The sequence below is a fragment of the Halomonas sp. N3-2A genome, assembly GCF_002216165.1.
GTDB lineage: Bacteria > Pseudomonadota > Gammaproteobacteria > Pseudomonadales > Halomonadaceae > Vreelandella.
In genome coordinates this window covers 3,492,218-3,508,571 of sequence record NZ_CP022286.1, presented here as the reverse complement: position 1 = coordinate 3,508,571, position 16,354 = coordinate 3,492,218, and the positions used below count along the sequence as shown (strand labels likewise).

Genomic DNA, 16,354 nt, shown 5'->3' with positions numbered 1-16,354 from the left:
ACGTCGCGGGCCTTTTAGTATCATGCGTTCATGCGTTGTTTAACGAGTCACGTGTGGGTTAATGCCGTCCGTGGTGGTTTTCAAAACGCGTGATGTTGGAAAGCTTGGGGTTTACCTTTGGGTTGTGGCGATAGAGCAGCGCCATTTTGCCAATGGTTTGTACTAGCTCGGCGTTACTGTCGGCGACTAGCTCATTGAGCGCCGCGACGCGGTCTTCCCGCTCGGGAATAGCGAGCTTCACTTTGATGAGCTCGTGATCGTTGAGCGCGCGGCTGAGTTCTGCGAGCAAATTTTCGGAGACGCCGTTCTCAGAAACGGTGACCACTGGATTAAGGTGATGGCCAATGCTACGAAATGCTTTCTTTTGTGCCTGTGACAAGCTCATGGTATCTTGCGGTATCCCGGTTAGCGCTTAACGCTCCATCTTACGGTGAAATGCCGTTAAGTGAAAGCAATCGCGTGAATGCGCCCATCTCTTATTCCAGTGTTAGATTCCCACATGCAGCAAAAGCCCCCAAGCCGTAAACATTCAGTGAGCAAGACCAGCAACAACTGGAAGAAAGAACATTTCGACGATCAGTATGTGAAACAACGCTGGCAAGATGGCTATCGCTCCCGTGCAAGCTATAAACTGCTTGAGCTTGATGAAAAGGATAAGCTGTTTCGCCCAGGCATGACGGTAATTGATCTAGGCGCTGCCCCAGGGGGGTGGAGTCAAATTGCCGCAGAAAAGGTGGGGCCTGACGGTGTCGTGATAGCGTCAGACATATTAGAGATGGATGCCCTAGCCGGCGTTGACTTTATCCAGGGCGATTTTACTGAAGAGAGCGTGCTTAACGCGATTCTTGAACGTTTAGGAAATCGTCAGGTAGACCTTGTGATGTCCGATATGGCCCCCAATATGAGTGGTATGGCGGCTATTGATCAGCCACAGGCAATGTACCTTGTTGAACTCGCTTTGGAACTTGCGCGAGAAACGCTACCGCCTGGCGGGCGTTTTCTGGCTAAGGTATTTCAAGGCGAAGGATTTGATACCTATTTGAAAGAGCTCCGAAGTAGCTTTGATCGTGTTGTGACTCGCAAGCCGGATGCTTCGAGGGCGCGCTCGCGGGAAGTCTATTTTTTAGCGGAAGGATTTCGAGGCTAGCGAGACGTGGCCCTGTACTCGTCAGTGAGTGCGAGCGTGTAGATACTGGCGGGTAATAGCAAAGATTTATCACCACGATTGCCAGACAGGCAGGCGTAAATTGTGTCACATTATGCACATTGGACGAGCGTGACACAGATGGCCCAAAGCAAAATGTGCTTTGGCAATGGTTGAACGTTAAGCTCTAGTGTAAGGTCTGAGTATTGACGGTTAACTGACGGATTCTTGTAATGAGGGTAGCCCCTTGAACGATATGGCGAAGAACCTGATTCTGTGGTTGGTCATCGCGGCCGTTCTACTGACAGTGTTCAACAATTTCAGTACGGAAAGCGCACCGCAAACCACCAACTACTCTCAGTTTGTGCAGCAGGTGCAAAATCAGCAGGTACGTAGTGTCACGATTGATGGCTATACCATCATTGGTGAGCGTACGGACGGTTCTCAGTTCCAGACCATCCGCCCGTCGGCGGAAGATCCTAAGCTGATGGATGATCTGCTAAGCAATAACGTGACCGTTGTCGGTAAAGAGCCGGAACAACAAAGCATCTGGACGCGCTTGCTGATTGCGAGCTTCCCGATTCTGCTTATTCTGGCCATCTTTATGTTCTTTATGCGCCAAATGCAGGGTGGAGCCGGTGGCGGTAAAGGCGGTCCCATGAGCTTTGGTAAGTCGAAAGCCAAACTGCTTTCCCAAGATCAGATCAAGACCACATTTGCCGATGTTGCAGGCTGCGACGAGGCGAAAGAAGAAGTTGAAGAGCTTGTAGACTTCTTGCGTGATCCTACTAAATTCCAGCGTTTGGGTGGCACGATCCCGCGCGGTGTATTGATGGTAGGTCCGCCAGGAACAGGTAAAACGCTGCTGGCCAAGTCCATTGCGGGCGAAGCCAAAGTACCGTTTTTCTCTATCTCTGGTTCAGACTTTGTTGAGATGTTTGTGGGCGTTGGTGCTTCACGCGTTCGTGACATGTTTGAGCAAGCCAAGAAACAAGCGCCTTGCATCATCTTTATTGATGAAATCGATGCGGTTGGCCGTTCACGCGGTGCTGGCATGGGTGGCGGCAATGATGAGCGTGAGCAGACACTCAACCAGTTACTGGTAGAGATGGATGGCTTCGAAGCTAATGAAGGGGTCATCGTCATTGCGGCCACTAACCGTCCTGACGTGCTTGATCCTGCGCTGCTGCGTCCGGGTCGTTTCGACCGTCAAGTAACGGTTGGGCTGCCGGATATTCGTGGTCGTGAACACATTCTGGGCGTTCACCTGCGTAAAGTGCCGCTGGCAGATGATGTTAAGCCGCAGCTGATTGCGCGCGGTACGCCAGGCTTCTCTGGTGCGGATCTTGCGAACTTGGTCAACGAGGCAGCGCTGTTTGCCGCCCGTCGTAACAAGCGCTTGGTTGCCATGGAAGAGCTGGAGCTTGCTAAAGACAAGATCATGATGGGCGCTGAGCGCAAATCGATGGTTATGACCGATAAAGAGAAGCTCAACACGGCGTATCACGAATCAGGTCATGCCATTATTGGCCTTGTTGCGCCGGAGCATGATCCTGTTTACAAAGTGACGATCATCCCGCGTGGCCGTGCGCTAGGCGTCACCATGTTCTTGCCGGAAGAAGATCGTTACAGCCTGTCTCGCCAGCAAATTCTCAGTCAGATTTGCTCGCTGTTTGGTGGACGTATTGCCGAAGAGATGACGCTGGGTGCTAACGGTGTGACAACGGGTGCTTCAAACGATATCAAGCGCGCCACCGAGCTGGCCCATAACATGGTCGCTAAATGGGGGCTATCGAATGAGATGGGCCCGATCATGTACGACGAGGATGAGTCCCACCAGTTCCTTGGTGGCCCTGGTCAGGGTGGCGGTAAGCTAAAATCTGGCGAAACGACGTCTCGTCTCGATAAAGAAGTGCGCAAGATTATCGACGAGTGTTACGAGCAGGCACGCCAGATTCTGGAAGATAATCGCGACAAGCTAGATGCGATGGCCGAAGCGCTGATGAAGTACGAAACCATCGATGCTGATCAGCTGAAAGATATTATGGAGGGGCGCGATCCGCGTCCGCCAGAAGGCTGGAACGATGGTGATTCATCTGGCGGCGGCACGCGTGTTGGTGACGAGAAGGCGGAGGAAAAGGCTGACGGTACGCCTTCTGATGCATCTGGCGACGATGGCGAAGAGGATGATGACCAGCCACGCCGTCGTCCTTCTGACCCGTTAGGCGGTCCCGCAGGTCCTTAACGTGTGCGAGTGTTAGAGATGTTAGCAAAGGCGCCCCATAACGGGGCGCCTTTTTGTTATGCTGTGAAGCCATTGCAAACACGTTTTTTCTTTTAGTAGGCCGCAGCATGAAACCGATAGTTGACTCTTCATCGCCTTCACGGGCAGCGGATAGCGCATATCACCTGCGCTGTGGGCGCCATTCATTAGATCTTTCGTTTCCACGGGTAATGGGTATTCTGAATGTTACGCCGGACTCCTTCTCTGATGGCGGGCAACACATTGGTCTAGATAGCGCGTTGCGCCACGCTGAACAAATGTTGGCGGAAGGGGCCGCGATGATCGACGTGGGCGGGGAGTCGACAAGGCCAGGGGCTAGCCCTGTATCAGAGCAAGAAGAGTTAGATCGCGTGGCACCTGTGGTTGAAGCGTTAGTGCACGAGCTAGATGCGCTGGTGTCAGTGGATACCAGTAGCCCTGCCGTTATGCGAGAAGTAAGCGCGCTTGGCGCTGGTATGATTAACGATGTGCGAGCGCTAGAGCGCGAGGGTGCACTGGGCGCTGCAGCAAGCACTGGCCTGCCAGTGTGCTTAATGCATCGCCAGGGTGAGCCCCAGGATATGCAGCAGTCGCCCTATTATGGTCAGCCAGTTGAGCGAGTGGTTGCCGACTATCTTGCTGAGCGGGTAGCGGCGTGTGAAGCCGCTGGAATTCGCCGTAGCCGTCTGTTGGTAGATCCTGGTTTTGGTTTTGGCAAAACCATTGAACATAACCTGCGCTTGCTGAAGTATATGGATGAACTTCAGGCGCTGGAGTTGCCGCTGTTAGTGGGGATGTCGCGGAAAAGCATGATTGGTAAAGTGTTGGGTCGCCCGGTGGAGGAGCGCTTGGCCGGAAGTCTTGCGCTAGCAGCCATGGCGGTTGAACGGGGCGCCAATATTTTGCGCGTGCATGATGTCGGGTCCACGGTAGATGCCGTGGATATGGCATGGGCGGTGCTTCAGGAAGGCTGCGAGCCGCCGTTAAATAAGGAGATGGCGCCATGACGCGACGTTATTTTGGTACCGATGGGATTCGCGGTACGGTTGGGCAAGCGCCTATTACTGCCGACTTTATGCTCAAGCTGGGGTGGGCGGTGGGCCAGGTGTTGCGCCGTGAAAAAGGCCGCACGCGTGTGTTAATTGGTAAAGATACGCGCATCTCTGGCTATATGTTTGAGTCAGCCTTGGAAGCGGGGCTATCTGCCGCAGGTGTCGATGTTTCGTTGCTGGGGCCAATGCCTACACCGGGGATCGCCTATCTAACGCGTACCTTTCGCGCCGACGCTGGGATAGTGATTTCCGCGTCGCATAACCCGTTTGATGATAACGGCATTAAGTTTTTCTCTGCCGAGGGTAAAAAGCTACCCGACGAGATTGAAGATCGCATTGAGACGATGCTTGATGCGCCTCTGACAACAGCGAGCGCGGCTCAGTTGGGTAAAGCGACGCGCATTGACGATGCTGCCGGGCGCTATATCGAATTCTGCAAATCGACGTTACCTGATCGTCTCAGCCTGCACGGTCTAAAAGTGGTATTGGATTGTGCTCATGGGGCTACCTACCACATTGCGCCAAACGTATTTCGTGAGCTAGGCGCTGATGTTAGCGTAATTGGTTCTTCTCCTGATGGGGTGAATATTAACCATCAAGTGGGGTCTACCCATCCCGCAGCGCTGCGTGCAGCGGTGATTCAGCAAGGTGCTGATTTAGGCATTGCCTTTGATGGTGATGGAGATCGAGTGCTGTTGGTAGATGCCGATGGCCGTGAGGTGGATGGCGACGATATTCTTTACCTGATTGCCCGAGATCGTCATGAGCGGGGACTGCTTGAAGGTGGCGTGGTGGGCACTCTGATGAGCAACTTCGGGCTTGCCATGGCGCTGGAGCGGCTGGGGATTCCCTTTCAGCGCGCGAAAGTGGGTGATCGTTTTGTCATGGAGATGATGGCTGCCAACGGCTGGGAGCTGGGAGGCGAGTCATCAGGTCATATTGTATGTGGCCATGCTCAAACGACGGGCGATGGGATTGTTTCAGCGTTGCAAGTGTTGGCGTTGATGGTACGAGAGCAGAAGCCGCTGCTGTCTCTCTTGACGGGGTTGGAAAAGGTACCTCAGTCGCTGGTTAACGTCAGGCTGCCTGGGGGTACCAACGCAAAAGATGTTATGACGGCAAAGCCGCTACTCGAAGCGGTGGCTGCCCTTGAAGATGAGCTGGGTGACCAGGGCCGAGTGTTGCTACGGCCGTCGGGCACTGAGCCGCTAATCCGAGTGATGGTGGAAGGGCGGGCTCACCTGGATGTTGACCGTCTAGCGCATAAACTTGCCGATCAGGTCCAGGCGTTGCTCAGCTAGCTTGGTAAATGTGTTTGATAGGCGAGTATGCTTGCCACGCCCCAACTAACTAACCTGTATAACAGCGGTTGTCTTGACAAGGCCGCTCCTATACCATTTCGCTCCACCTTGAGTGAGGATAATCGATGCGTACGCCATTAATTGCCGGTAACTGGAAAATGAACGGCTCCACGGCGTTGATTCAAGCGTTCGGAGACGCCTTCGCCGCGTCCAAGCTGCCTAATGATATCGACGTTGTAGTTATTCCGCCGTTTCCTTATTTGGAAGCTGCACGAAGTGCTTTCCAAAATACGCCGTTACAGCTAGGGGCGCAGACGCTCAATCCTCAGCACTCAGGTGCGCATACGGGTGAGATTAGCGGGCGTATGCTTAAAGAGTTTGATGTGGCCTATGTGCTGGTTGGTCACTCTGAGCGTCGCCAGCTATACAAAGAAGGTGATGAGCAGGTGTTTGACCGCTTGGTAGCCGCGCTTGATGTCGGCATCACGCCGATTCTTTGTGTGGGTGAAACCCTAGAAGAGCGCGATGCCGGTAGCACGATGGATGTTGTATTGCGGCAAGTTGGCTATGCAATGGCGCGTTTGGAACCAGCGCAGCGGCTTAAGATTGTTATTGCCTATGAGCCCGTATGGGCAATTGGGACAGGCCGCACAGCAACGCCTGAGCAGGCTCAGGAAGTAATGGCCGGTATTCGTACCTACCAGGCCGGGTTTGATAAAACGCTAGCCGAGCAGCTTAAGTTGCTTTACGGCGGCAGCATGAATGCAAATAATGCGGCTGAGTTGCTTGCTCAACCGGATATCGACGGCGGTTTAGTGGGCGGTGCTTCGCTCAAAACCGACGATTTCTACGCCATTTGTCAGTCAGCAGGATAATCCCATGCAAGTTGCAATTCTTATGGTTCACGTGGTGATTGCGATCGCCTTGGTTGTGCTCATCCTGCTTCAGCAGGGTAAAGGTGCCGAAGCGGGTGCCGCCTTTGGTGGAGGGGCATCGCAAACTGTGTTTGGTTCGCGGGGTAGCGGTAACTTTTTGTCTCGCGCAACGGGACTTTTAGCCGCCGGCTTTTTTGTTACCTCAATGGCATTGGCTTATTTTGCGACCCAGGCAGGACAAGCGCCCGAAGCGGGTATTCCCGACTCTCGGCTAATTGAGCAGCAGCGCAATATTCCAACGCTTGACGATGGCCCTGCAAGTATGGATAATACCGCGCCAGTGCTAGAGGAAAGCAGCGAGTAACATATTGATACTGCTTTTTTTAGCCTCCCCTGTTGCCGAAGTGGTGGAATTGGTAGACACGCTATCTTGAGGGGGTAGTGACCGTATGGTCGTGCGGGTTCAAGTCCCGCCTTCGGCACCATCTGTTTTGCTGGCTCGCCAGCTTCCCAGAGTTGTTTTGTCAAATAAGCTTCATTAAAGGGCTATTGTCAAAAAGTAGGGATTGGCATCTAAGACGAAAAATGCACTTGAAAAGAAAGGTTGACGAAAGTGGTTCAAGTGTCTATTATCGTCGACCTAGATTGATGCGGGGTGGAGCAGTCTGGTAGCTCGTCGGGCTCATAACCCGAAGGTCATCGGTTCAAATCCGGTCCCCGCTACCATTTACTAGTAACATGTTAATCGCCTGAAAAGTCTTGATGTTAGTTAATCTTGATGTTGGTTGGGCAAGGGCGAAAGCCAAGTCATGTTATTAGGTGGTATTACAGGTTTCTTTCGAAAAGCCCCTTCCTGTGAAGGGGCTTTTTGTTAGTAGCTTTTCGAGAGCCAAGAGTGTCTCCAGAGCGGATGTCTTCCGAATTGCCAGAGACACATTTCCGGGTAACGCCAATCAGCCACCTAGCTTCTCATTCAACTCCTGGCCAGGTGCCTGATGCAACGGCTATAGGAGCTTTGTCTGTGGCCACAAAACACGCTGCGCTTCACGCGCTGATCGAACCTGTCGTAGCCGCCATGGGTTTTGAGCTATGGGGTATCGACCATCTTTCCCAGGGCAAGCATTCGCGGCTGGTAATTTATATCGAACGCGAAAGTGGCGTCAGCGTGGAAGACTGCGCTGATATTAGTCGCCAAGTCAGTGCCGTTATGGATGTGGAAGATCCCATTCCTGGCGAATACCGCTTGGAAGTCTCGTCGCCTGGTATGGCACGTCCCTTATATACCCTGGATCAATTTATTCGTTATCAAGGCCACCACGTTGCGCTCAAATTGCGCGTGGCTTTTGATGGACGGCGTAAATACCAAGGCCTTCTCGCTGGTGTCGAAGGCGATGAAGTACTGCTACAGCTGGATGGCGAAGAGTACTGTTTTCCAATCGAAAGCATCGATTCTGCGCACGTCGTCCCGCAATTCGACGAATAAACGGGTGGCGGCTTCCGGCAGGCTGCCGGGATGATGCACAAAAGGACAGGTTTTCTGGCGAGGCAAACGCATGAGTAAAGAAATTTTAATGGTCGTGGACGCGATCTCTAACGAAAAAGGCGTCCCCCGCGATGTTATTTTTGAGGCGGTTGAGGCCGCGCTAGCTAGCGCGTCACGCAAGCGTTTTGATCAGGAAGAAGCCAATGTGCGCGTTCATATCGATCGCCGCACGGGCGACTACGATACGTTCCGCTACTGGACCGTTGTCGAAGATGACGAATTTGAAACACCTGATTATGAAATTAAAGAAACCATCGCCGAGCAGCGTGATCCGCCGCTGAAACTAGGCGATGTGGTTGAGAAAAAGATTGAAAATGCCGTGTTTGGCCGTATCGCTGCGCAAACTGCAAAGCAGGTTATCGTGCAAAAGGTACGTGAAGCCGAACGCGCTGAAGTGGTTCGTCAGTACGCTGACCGCGAAGGCGAGTTAGTGGCAGGTATCGTCAAGAAAACCACGCGTGACGGATTGATTATCGACCTGGGTGAAAACGCTGAAGCGTTCTTGCCGCGTAACGAAATGATTCACGGTGAGCGCTACCGCATGAATGAGCGGGTACGCGCCTTGCTAGTAAAAGTTGATCCAGAGGCGCGTGGTGCACAGCTACAGCTGTCACGTACCTGTCCTGAGTTCATCATTGAGCTGTTTAAAATTGAAGTGCCGGAAATTGCTGAACAGCTGATTGAAATCAAGGGTGCGGCGCGCGACCCTGGCTCGCGGGCCAAAATCGCCGTTAAAACTAACGACCGCCGCATCGATCCTGTTGGGGCGTGTGTTGGTATGCGCGGTTCTCGCGTACAGGCAGTGTCGTCAGAGCTGCAAAATGAGCGTGTCGATATTGTGCTGTGGGACGACAACCCAGCGCAGTTGGTGATAAATGCCATGGCACCTGCCGATGTGGCGTCTATCCTGGTTGACGAAGATGCTCACGCCATGGACGTTGCCGTTGCTCAAGACAATCTGGCGCAGGCCATTGGTCGTAGCGGCCAGAACGTACGCTTAGCTTCTGAGCTAACCGGCTGGCGTATTAACGTGATGACCGAAGATGAAGCTGAGTCAAAACGTGAGCAGGAAATTGATAGCCTGGTGGACTCCTTTGTTCAGCATCTGGAAGTGGACGAAGACGTTGCCCGCCTATTAGTAGAAGAAGGGTTCACCACCCTGGAAGAAGTTGCCTACGTGCCGCTTGAAGAGATGCTCGAAATCGAAGAGTTCGATGAAGATTTGGTGGAAGAGCTGCGCGCACGAGCGAAAGACGAGCTGCTGACGATGGCCATTGCCTCGGAGGAAGCGCTAGACGGTGCCCAACCAGCAGACGATCTGCTGGACATGGACGGCATGGAGCGCCACCTGGCCTTCATTCTGGCTAGCCGAGGCATCGTCACCATGGAAGATCTCGCCGAGCAGTCTGTCGACGATCTGGTCGATATCGAGGAGTTGGACGAAGCGCGCGCAGCGGCACTGATCATGACTGCCCGTGCGCCCTGGTTTGAAGACGATGGCGTATCGGATTCGAACACACAGTAAAAGGTCACGGGCTGAGGAGGGTCACTATGTCGGATATGACAGTTAAAGATTTTGCAGTAAAGGTGGGCCGTGATGTGCCCCGCCTATTGGAACAGATGAAAGAAGCTGGTTTAAAACATGCATCAGAAAGCGACGCCGTGTCTGAAGACGATAAGCAAACGCTGCTCAGCTTTTTGAAAAAAAGCCACGGCGGCGGTGACAGCGATGCTAGCAAAAACCGCATTACGTTGACGCGTAAAACCCGTAGCCGTATTAAAACGGGCGAGCGTGGCAAAACGATCGAAGTGCAGGTGCGTAAGAAGAAAACGTACGTTAAGAGCGCTGAAGACGATAAGCCGAAGGCGCCTGAGCCTAAGCATTCTGGCCCGCGTCAGCTGGTAGGTGATATGGCAGAAGCGGAAGCCGAGCGTAAAGCTCGCGATATCCGCGAAGCTGAAGAGAAGGCGGCAGCGGCTAAAGCGAAAGCAGCGGAAGAGGCTGCACGTAAAGCCGAGGAAGAGAAAGCCAAGGCAAAAGCGGCTGAAGTGCCCGATATCGCTGTGCCTGAGCTGCAAATCGACGATACCCCGGCACCTGATGATTTGCCGCCCGCGCCGCCGAAAGAAGGCCGCACGGATCGTCGTACAGCGCCGCCTAAAAAGGCAGCGGCTAAGAAAAAAGGCCGTAGTGACGATGAGGATCGTGGCGACCGCGAAGAGCGTAAGCGCGGTGGTGGCGGTAAGAAAGTCAAACGTGCCGAGCGTCGCGGCGGTCGTCGTGGTGGTGCCAGCCAGAGTGGCAACGGCAAGCATGCTTTCCAAAAGCCGACTCAGCCGATCGTTCGTGAAGTCTCGATTCCTGAGTCAATCAGCGTTGCTGAGCTGGCCGACAAAATGTCGATCAAGGCCAATGAAGTGATCAAGGCCATGTTCAACATGGGCGCGGCCGTGACCATCAACCAAACGATTGATCAGGATACTGCGGCTATCGTTGTGGAAGAGATGGGCCACAAGGTCAAGCTGGTGAAAGACGATGCGCTGGAAACGGAAATGCTGGAAGGCATCTCCTACGAAGGCGAAGAGATCACTCGTTCACCGGTGGTCACTGTTATGGGTCACGTTGACCACGGTAAAACATCGCTGTTGGATTATATCCGTCGCGCGAAAGTCGCCACTGGCGAAGCGGGCGGTATTACCCAGCACATCGGTGCTTACCACGTGGAAGACAACCACGGCGGCGTTACCTTCCTGGATACCCCTGGCCACGCGGCGTTTACCGCAATGCGTGCCCGTGGTGCTAAGGCGACCGACGTCGTTATCCTGGTTGTTGCTGCTGACGACGGCGTAATGCCCCAGACGATTGAAGCGATCGAACACTCCAAAGCTGCTGAAGTACCCATGGTGGTGGCGGTGAACAAGATCGACAAGCAGGGCATCGATCTGGACCGCATTCGTAATGAGCTCTCGCAGCATGGCGTGATTTCAGAGGAATGGGGTGGTGACACCCAGTTTGTTCACGTTTCTGCGAAGACTGGCGATGGCATCGAAGAGCTGTTGGAAGCCATTCAGCTTGTGTCAGAAGTACTTGAATTGACGGCTGTACCTTCCGCACCTGGTAAAGGCGTTGTTGTTGAATCGCGCCTTGATAAAGGTCGCGGTCCGGTAGCCACTGTTCTGGTACAAAACGGCACGCTGAAGAAAGGCGATATCGTTCTTGCCGGTCTGCATTACGGCCGCGTTCGTGCGCTTACCAATGAGCTGGGCAAGCAAGTGGATACCGCTGGCCCTGCGATGCCGGTCGAAATCCAAGGTTTGGATGGCACGCCGGATGCAGGTGATGACTTCATGGTCGTTGCCGATGAGAAGAAAGCCCGTGAAGTGGCTAACTTCCGTCAAGGCAAATACCGCGAAGTGCGCCTGGCACGTCAGCAGAAGGCCAAGCTGGAGAACATGTTCAGCCAGATGGGCCAAGACGAAGTGGCCAAGGTCAACATCGTTCTGAAAGCCGACGTTCAAGGTTCGCTGGAAGCTATCAAAGGCGCCCTGGAAGAACTCTCCACCGGTGAAGTTGAAGTTGCCGTGGTCTCCTCGGGTGTTGGTGGTATCACCGGTACCGATGCCAACTTGGCGCTTGCTTCTGAGGCCATCGTCGTCGGCTTCAACGTCCGTGCTGATGCGGCTGCTCGTGAAATCATCGAACGTGAAGGTCTGGATCTGCGCTACTACAGCGTTATTTACCAGCTGATCGATGAGGTTAAGCAGGCGATGAGCGGTATGCTTGCTCCCGAGTGGAAAGAAGAGATCGTGGGCGTGGCCGAAGTACGCGATGTGTTCCGCGCACCGAAAATTGGTGCAGTGGCTGGCTGTATGGTTGTCGAAGGCACCGTATCGCGCAGCAAGCGTATCCGTGTACTGCGTGACAACGTTGTGATTTACGAAGGCGAGCTCGAGTCGCTGCGCCGCTTCAAAGATGACGTTCAAGAAGTGCGTAATGGCATGGAATGCGGCATCGGCGTGAAGAACTACAACGATGTTCAGGTCAACGATAAGATCGAAGTCTTTGACCAAGTGAAGGTCGAGCGCAGCCTGTAAGGCCGCGAGGAGCAATCATGCGCGAATTTAAGCGTACCGACCGAGTTGCTGACCAGCTCCAAAAGGAGCTGGCAGTACTGATCCAGCGCGAAGTAAAAGACCCGCGTTTGGGCATGATCACGGTGAGCGGCGCGACCGTTAGCCGTGATCTTGGCTACGCCGATATCTATGTCACCTTATTGGGTGAGCAAGATCCCGCGCGTATCAAAGAAAACCTGCAGGTGCTAAAGCGCGCTGGAGGCTTTCTAAGAAGCCAAATTGCCAAACGTATTAAGCTGCGTCACGTACCTGAATTGCGCTTTCATTACGATGAAAGCGTGGTACGCGGCCAGCACCTCTCATCACTGATCGACGAAGCGGTTTCAACTGACCGCGCACGTCAACAGGATGATGAAGAGGGTAGCGACAATGACAATGGTGAGGAGACGCGCTAATGGCACGTCGCCGTCGCGGATTGCCGGTTAATGGCGTATTGCTGCTGGATAAGCCTAAGGGCATTTCCAGCAATCATGCGCTGCAGCGTGTGCGTCGTCTGTTTGAGGCGCAAAAAGCCGGTCATACCGGCACGCTGGATCCTATGGCAACAGGCTTGTTACCTATTTGCCTTGGGGAAGCTACTAAGTTTTCCGCGCACCTGTTAGAAGCCGACAAGATGTATCGCACCCGTGTTGAACTGGGCGTGATTACAGACACCGGTGATGCCGAAGGCACGGTCATTGAGCAGCGCGAGATCCCCCGCTTAACGGCCGAGGATGTCGAGTCAGTCCTAGCTCGCTTTCACGGCGAGATTGACCAAGTGCCGCCGATGTATTCGGCATTGAAGCATCAAGGCAAAAAGCTTTATGAGCTTGCCCGTGAGGGTAAGCACGTTGAGCGTGCAGCGCGGCGAGTAAGCGTGTATGATGCGCGGCTGCTTGCTTTCGAGGGCACTGCCTTTGAGATTGAAGTCAGTTGCAGCAAAGGCACGTATATTCGCACCTTGGCTGAAGATATTGGTCATGCGCTGGGCTGTGGTGCCCACATTAGCCAGTTGAGAAGGCTCAAAACGGGGCCCTTTACTGGCGATGCAATGTGGACACTGGAGGGCCTTGAGGCGCTGGCAGACCAAGCCACCCGCGAGGCTGAACTAATGCCTGCGGATGTGCTGGTTGATCATTTGCCGTCGCTGACGGTGGATGAAACGGCTTACGGGCGTCTTGCACACGGCCAATCGGCTAGCTTAGCCATTGGTGCGCTTGAGCCTGAGGCGCTGGCAAGACTTTATTACGCTGAGACGTTTATCGGCCTTGGCGTTGTAAAAGGGGCGCAGGAAGTAGCTCCCAAGCGGCTGTTAAGTACCGTCGCTATCTCGTAAAGCGTTGCAAGGATGTAGCGATTTGCGCGAAAATTGTACGTGAAGATAGTTGCATGAGACTGCAAATATGCGTGGTCTCACCCATTCAATTTTAGGCATATTGCTTACTGGAGAGACAGATGGCATTAACCGCTGAGAAGAAGGCCGAGATCGTCAACGAATACGGCCGCGGCGATAACGATACCGGTTCCCCTGAAGTTCAGGTTGCACTGCTGAGCGCCAACATTAATGGCCTGCAGGACCACTTCAAAACCAACAAGCAGGATCACCACTCTCGTCGTGGTCTGATCCGCATGGTAAACCAGCGTCGTAAGCTGTTGGATTACCTGAAGCGTAAAGATTTTGAACGCTATCAGTCTCTGATTCAGCGTTTAGGTCTGCGTCGTTAAGCGTTAACGGCAACGATCAAAAACGGGCAGCCCCTTGTGGGCTGCCCGTTTTTTTGTTTCTGGTAGCCGTATGGCGCCACAGCGCCTAGAATGGTGGCGAGTCAAAACGACCCAAGCGAAAAGACAAGTAGATATTAATGTTAAAGGAAGTCGCCGTGAATCCGGTAAAAAAAACGTTTCAATACGGTCGTAGCACCGTCACCCTAGAAACTGGGCGTATTGCTCGCCAAGCCACTGGCGCCGTTATGGTGACCATGGATGAAACCGTCGTACTGTGTACGGTTGTGGCTAAAAAAGAAGCAAACCCCAATCAGCCTTTCTTCCCACTCTCGGTACACTACCAAGAGAAAACCTACGCAGTGGGCAAGATCCCCGGCGGCTTCTTTAAGCGCGAAGGGCGTCCTACTGAGAAAGAAACCCTTACCTCGCGTCTGATTGATCGTCCGATCCGTCCGCTATTTCCTAAAGGGTTTATGAACGAAGTGCAGGTTATCTGTACTGTTCTGTCGACTGATCGTAATCATGACCCCGATATCGCAGCCCTACTGGGCACTTCGGCAGCGCTGGGTATTGCTGGCGTGCCGTTCAACGGCCCGATTGGCGCGGCACGTGTGGGCTTTAATGAAGAGCAGGGCTACTTCCTAAACCCAACCGTTGAAGAGCTGACTACCTCAGAGCTGGACATGGTTGTTGCCGGTACCGAAAACGCGGTATTGATGGTGGAGTCGGAAGCTCAGGAACTGCTTGAAGACGAAATGCTCGGTGCCGTGCTGTTTGGTCACCAAGAAATGCAGGTAGCCGTTAGCGCGATTAAAGAGCTGGTCGCTGAAGCTGGCAAACCGCGTTGGGATTGGCAGCCGGCCCAAGAAAATGTAGCACTGAAAACGGCCATGGCCGATGCCTTTGAAGCCAAGGTAGGTGATGCTTATCGCATTACTGACAAAATGGCTCGCCAAGATGCGCTGTCAGCGCTGAAAGATGAAGCGGTTGAACAGTTGGCCACTGCTGAAGGCGAAGAAGTAGAAGGTAAGTTCAGCAAAGATGACGTGAAAGGTGCGTTTGCTGGCCTTGAAAAGCGCGTTGTACGCTCTCGTGTCGTGAAAGGCGAGCCCCGTATTGATGGACGCGACAATGCCACTGTACGTCCTCTAGCGATTGAGGTGGGTGTACTGCCTAAGACACACGGTTCGGCAGTATTTACCCGTGGTGAAACTCAGGCCATCGCCATTGCTACCTTGGGCACCCTGCGCGATTCGCAGCTGATCGAGTCCCTAGAAGGTGAGCGTAAAGACCGCTTTATGCTGCACTACAACTTCCCTCCTTACTGTGTTGGTGAAGCCGGCTTTATGGGCGGCCCGAAGCGTCGCGAAATCGGCCATGGCCGTTTAGCACGCCGTGGCGTTCAAGCGATGCTGCCGTCAGAAGACGTTTTCCCCTATACCATCCGTGTGGTATCGGAAATCACCGAATCTAACGGTTCTAGCTCCATGGCGTCAGTGTGCGGCTCCTCGCTCGCGCTGATGGATGCTGGTGTACCATTAAAAGCACCGGTGGCCGGTATTGCCATGGGCTTGGTGAAAGATGAAGACGGCTATGCGGTATTGACCGATATCCTGGGTGACGAAGATCATCTGGGCGATATGGACTTCAAAGTTGCCGGTTCTGAAGAGGGCGTTACTGCTCTGCAGATGGACATTAAGATTGAAGGCATCAATGAAGAGATCATGGAGAAAGCGCTGCAGCAGGCCCATGATGCTCGCCTCAGTATCCTCGCTCAGATGAACGACGTGATCAGCCAAAGTCGTACGGATGTGTCGGAAAATGCTCCGTCCATGGCGACGATTAAAATCGATCCGGACAAGATCCGTGATGTGATTGGTAAAGGCGGCGCGACGATCCGTAAAATTTGCGAAGATACCGGCGCCTCTATTGATTTGGATGATGATGGCACCGTGCGCATCTACGCCGAAGATAAAGCCGCAGCCAAAAAAGCGATCGATACCGTGCTGGCAATTACCGCAGAGGCGGAAATTGGTAAGCTTTATAACGGTAAAGTAGTTCGCATTGCGGATTTTGGCGCTTTCGTTAATATCATGCCGGGTACTGACGGCTTGGTTCACATATCGCAAATTGTGGCCGAGCGCGTTAACAACGTGCGCGACTTCTTAAATGAAGGCGATGATGTGATTGTGAAAGTATTGGATATCGACAACCGCAATCGTGTGAAACTCTCAATCAAAGAGATCACCGAGGAAGAGAAAGCAGCTTTTGCCGCTGCCGAGGCGGACGTCGCTAACTAAAGCGATGTAGACGTAACGGCCGCCCCCGCAGCTTTCAG

At 53.5% G+C, this 16,354-nt stretch carries 14 protein-coding genes and 2 tRNA genes; 15 read left to right on the top strand and 1 reads right to left on the bottom strand.

Annotated features, from left to right (window positions below):
• Positions 1-58 precede the first annotated feature (58 nt).
• Positions 59-385: a ribosome assembly RNA-binding protein YhbY gene (yhbY, locus tag CEK60_RS16340; RefSeq protein ID WP_089039920.1), complete on the bottom strand. Its 327-nt coding sequence runs from the start codon at positions 383-385 to the stop codon at positions 59-61.
• Positions 386-499: 114 nt separating this feature from the next.
• Between yhbY and rlmE the strand changes: the two genes are divergently transcribed.
• The 15 genes from rlmE to pnp all read left to right on the top strand — a co-directional run bounded on the left by rlmE (position 500) and on the right by pnp (position 16,316).
• Complete coding sequence (gene rlmE, locus CEK60_RS16335; RefSeq protein ID WP_083000710.1) at positions 500-1,147, top strand: 23S rRNA (uridine(2552)-2'-O)-methyltransferase RlmE; 648 nt, start codon at positions 500-502, stop codon at positions 1,145-1,147.
• A gap of 244 nt (positions 1,148-1,391) precedes the next feature.
• A complete protein-coding gene (gene ftsH, locus CEK60_RS16330; protein ID WP_089039919.1) occupies positions 1,392-3,389 on the top strand; it encodes an ATP-dependent zinc metalloprotease FtsH in 1,998 nt (665 codons plus the stop codon).
• A 107-nt stretch (positions 3,390-3,496) separates the two neighbouring features.
• Positions 3,497-4,414: a dihydropteroate synthase gene (gene folP / locus CEK60_RS16325; RefSeq protein WP_089040952.1), complete on the top strand. Its 918-nt coding sequence runs from the start codon at positions 3,497-3,499 to the stop codon at positions 4,412-4,414.
• Positions 4,411-5,760, top strand: a complete 1,350-nt coding sequence (gene glmM / locus CEK60_RS16320; protein ID WP_089039918.1) for a phosphoglucosamine mutase — start codon at positions 4,411-4,413, stop codon at positions 5,758-5,760. The genes folP and glmM overlap by 4 nt, the downstream gene beginning before the upstream one ends.
• A gap of 125 nt (positions 5,761-5,885) precedes the next feature.
• Positions 5,886-6,635 carry a triose-phosphate isomerase gene (gene tpiA / locus CEK60_RS16315; protein ID WP_089039917.1) on the top strand — a complete coding sequence of 250 codons (750 nt, stop codon included), beginning with the start codon at positions 5,886-5,888 and terminating at the stop codon, positions 6,633-6,635.
• A 4-nt stretch (positions 6,636-6,639) separates the two neighbouring features.
• On the top strand, positions 6,640-6,999 hold the full coding sequence (gene secG / locus CEK60_RS16310; RefSeq protein WP_009723741.1) for a preprotein translocase subunit SecG: 360 nt from the start codon (positions 6,640-6,642) through the stop codon (positions 6,997-6,999).
• 34 nt (positions 7,000-7,033) lie between these two features.
• A tRNA-Leu gene (locus CEK60_RS16305) sits at positions 7,034-7,120 on the top strand.
• A gap of 164 nt (positions 7,121-7,284) precedes the next feature.
• Positions 7,285-7,361: transfer RNA gene (locus CEK60_RS16300), tRNA-Met, on the top strand.
• Between the two features lie 295 nt (positions 7,362-7,656).
• The gene (rimP, locus tag CEK60_RS16295; protein WP_030074116.1) at positions 7,657-8,118 is read left to right on the top strand and encodes a ribosome maturation factor RimP; all 462 of its coding nucleotides are present in this window, start codon (positions 7,657-7,659) and stop codon (positions 8,116-8,118) included.
• Positions 8,119-8,188: 70 nt separating this feature from the next.
• Complete coding sequence (gene nusA / locus CEK60_RS16290; RefSeq protein ID WP_009723738.1) at positions 8,189-9,703, top strand: transcription termination factor NusA; 1,515 nt, start codon at positions 8,189-8,191, stop codon at positions 9,701-9,703.
• Positions 9,704-9,729: 26 nt separating this feature from the next.
• Positions 9,730-12,273 carry a translation initiation factor IF-2 gene (gene infB, locus CEK60_RS16285; protein WP_089039916.1) on the top strand — a complete coding sequence of 848 codons (2,544 nt, stop codon included), beginning with the start codon at positions 9,730-9,732 and terminating at the stop codon, positions 12,271-12,273.
• 17 nt (positions 12,274-12,290) lie between these two features.
• Positions 12,291-12,707 (top strand): 30S ribosome-binding factor RbfA, encoded by a 417-nt coding sequence (rbfA, locus tag CEK60_RS16280; RefSeq protein WP_038480714.1) that lies wholly within the window; start codon positions 12,291-12,293, stop codon positions 12,705-12,707.
• On the top strand, positions 12,707-13,627 hold the full coding sequence (gene truB / locus CEK60_RS16275; RefSeq protein ID WP_089039915.1) for a tRNA pseudouridine(55) synthase TruB: 921 nt from the start codon (positions 12,707-12,709) through the stop codon (positions 13,625-13,627). Before rbfA ends, truB begins: the two co-directional genes overlap by 1 nt.
• Positions 13,628-13,746: 119 nt before the next feature.
• Positions 13,747-14,016 carry a 30S ribosomal protein S15 gene (gene rpsO, locus CEK60_RS16270; protein ID WP_009723734.1) on the top strand — a complete coding sequence of 90 codons (270 nt, stop codon included), beginning with the start codon at positions 13,747-13,749 and terminating at the stop codon, positions 14,014-14,016.
• A gap of 137 nt (positions 14,017-14,153) precedes the next feature.
• Positions 14,154-16,316: a polyribonucleotide nucleotidyltransferase gene (gene pnp, locus CEK60_RS16265; RefSeq protein ID WP_089039914.1), complete on the top strand. Its 2,163-nt coding sequence runs from the start codon at positions 14,154-14,156 to the stop codon at positions 16,314-16,316.
• Positions 16,317-16,354: the final 38 nt, after the last annotated feature.

Coding starts and splice junctions, on each gene's coding strand:
- yhbY (WP_089039920.1), bottom strand. CDS start 385: ATGAGCTTGTCACAGGCACAAAAGAAAGCATTTCGTAGCATTGGCCAT.
- rlmE (WP_083000710.1), top strand. CDS start 500: ATGCAGCAAAAGCCCCCAAGCCGTAAACATTCAGTGAGCAAGACCAGC.
- folP (WP_089040952.1), top strand. CDS start 3,497: ATGAAACCGATAGTTGACTCTTCATCGCCTTCACGGGCAGCGGATAGC.
- glmM (WP_089039918.1), top strand. CDS start 4,411: ATGACGCGACGTTATTTTGGTACCGATGGGATTCGCGGTACGGTTGGG.
- tpiA (WP_089039917.1), top strand. CDS start 5,886: ATGCGTACGCCATTAATTGCCGGTAACTGGAAAATGAACGGCTCCACG.
- secG (WP_009723741.1), top strand. CDS start 6,640: ATGCAAGTTGCAATTCTTATGGTTCACGTGGTGATTGCGATCGCCTTG.
- nusA (WP_009723738.1), top strand. CDS start 8,189: ATGAGTAAAGAAATTTTAATGGTCGTGGACGCGATCTCTAACGAAAAA.
- infB (WP_089039916.1), top strand. CDS start 9,730: ATGTCGGATATGACAGTTAAAGATTTTGCAGTAAAGGTGGGCCGTGAT.
- rbfA (WP_038480714.1), top strand. CDS start 12,291: ATGCGCGAATTTAAGCGTACCGACCGAGTTGCTGACCAGCTCCAAAAG.
- truB (WP_089039915.1), top strand. CDS start 12,707: ATGGCACGTCGCCGTCGCGGATTGCCGGTTAATGGCGTATTGCTGCTG.
- rpsO (WP_009723734.1), top strand. CDS start 13,747: ATGGCATTAACCGCTGAGAAGAAGGCCGAGATCGTCAACGAATACGGC.
- pnp (WP_089039914.1), top strand. CDS start 14,154: ATGTTAAAGGAAGTCGCCGTGAATCCGGTAAAAAAAACGTTTCAATAC.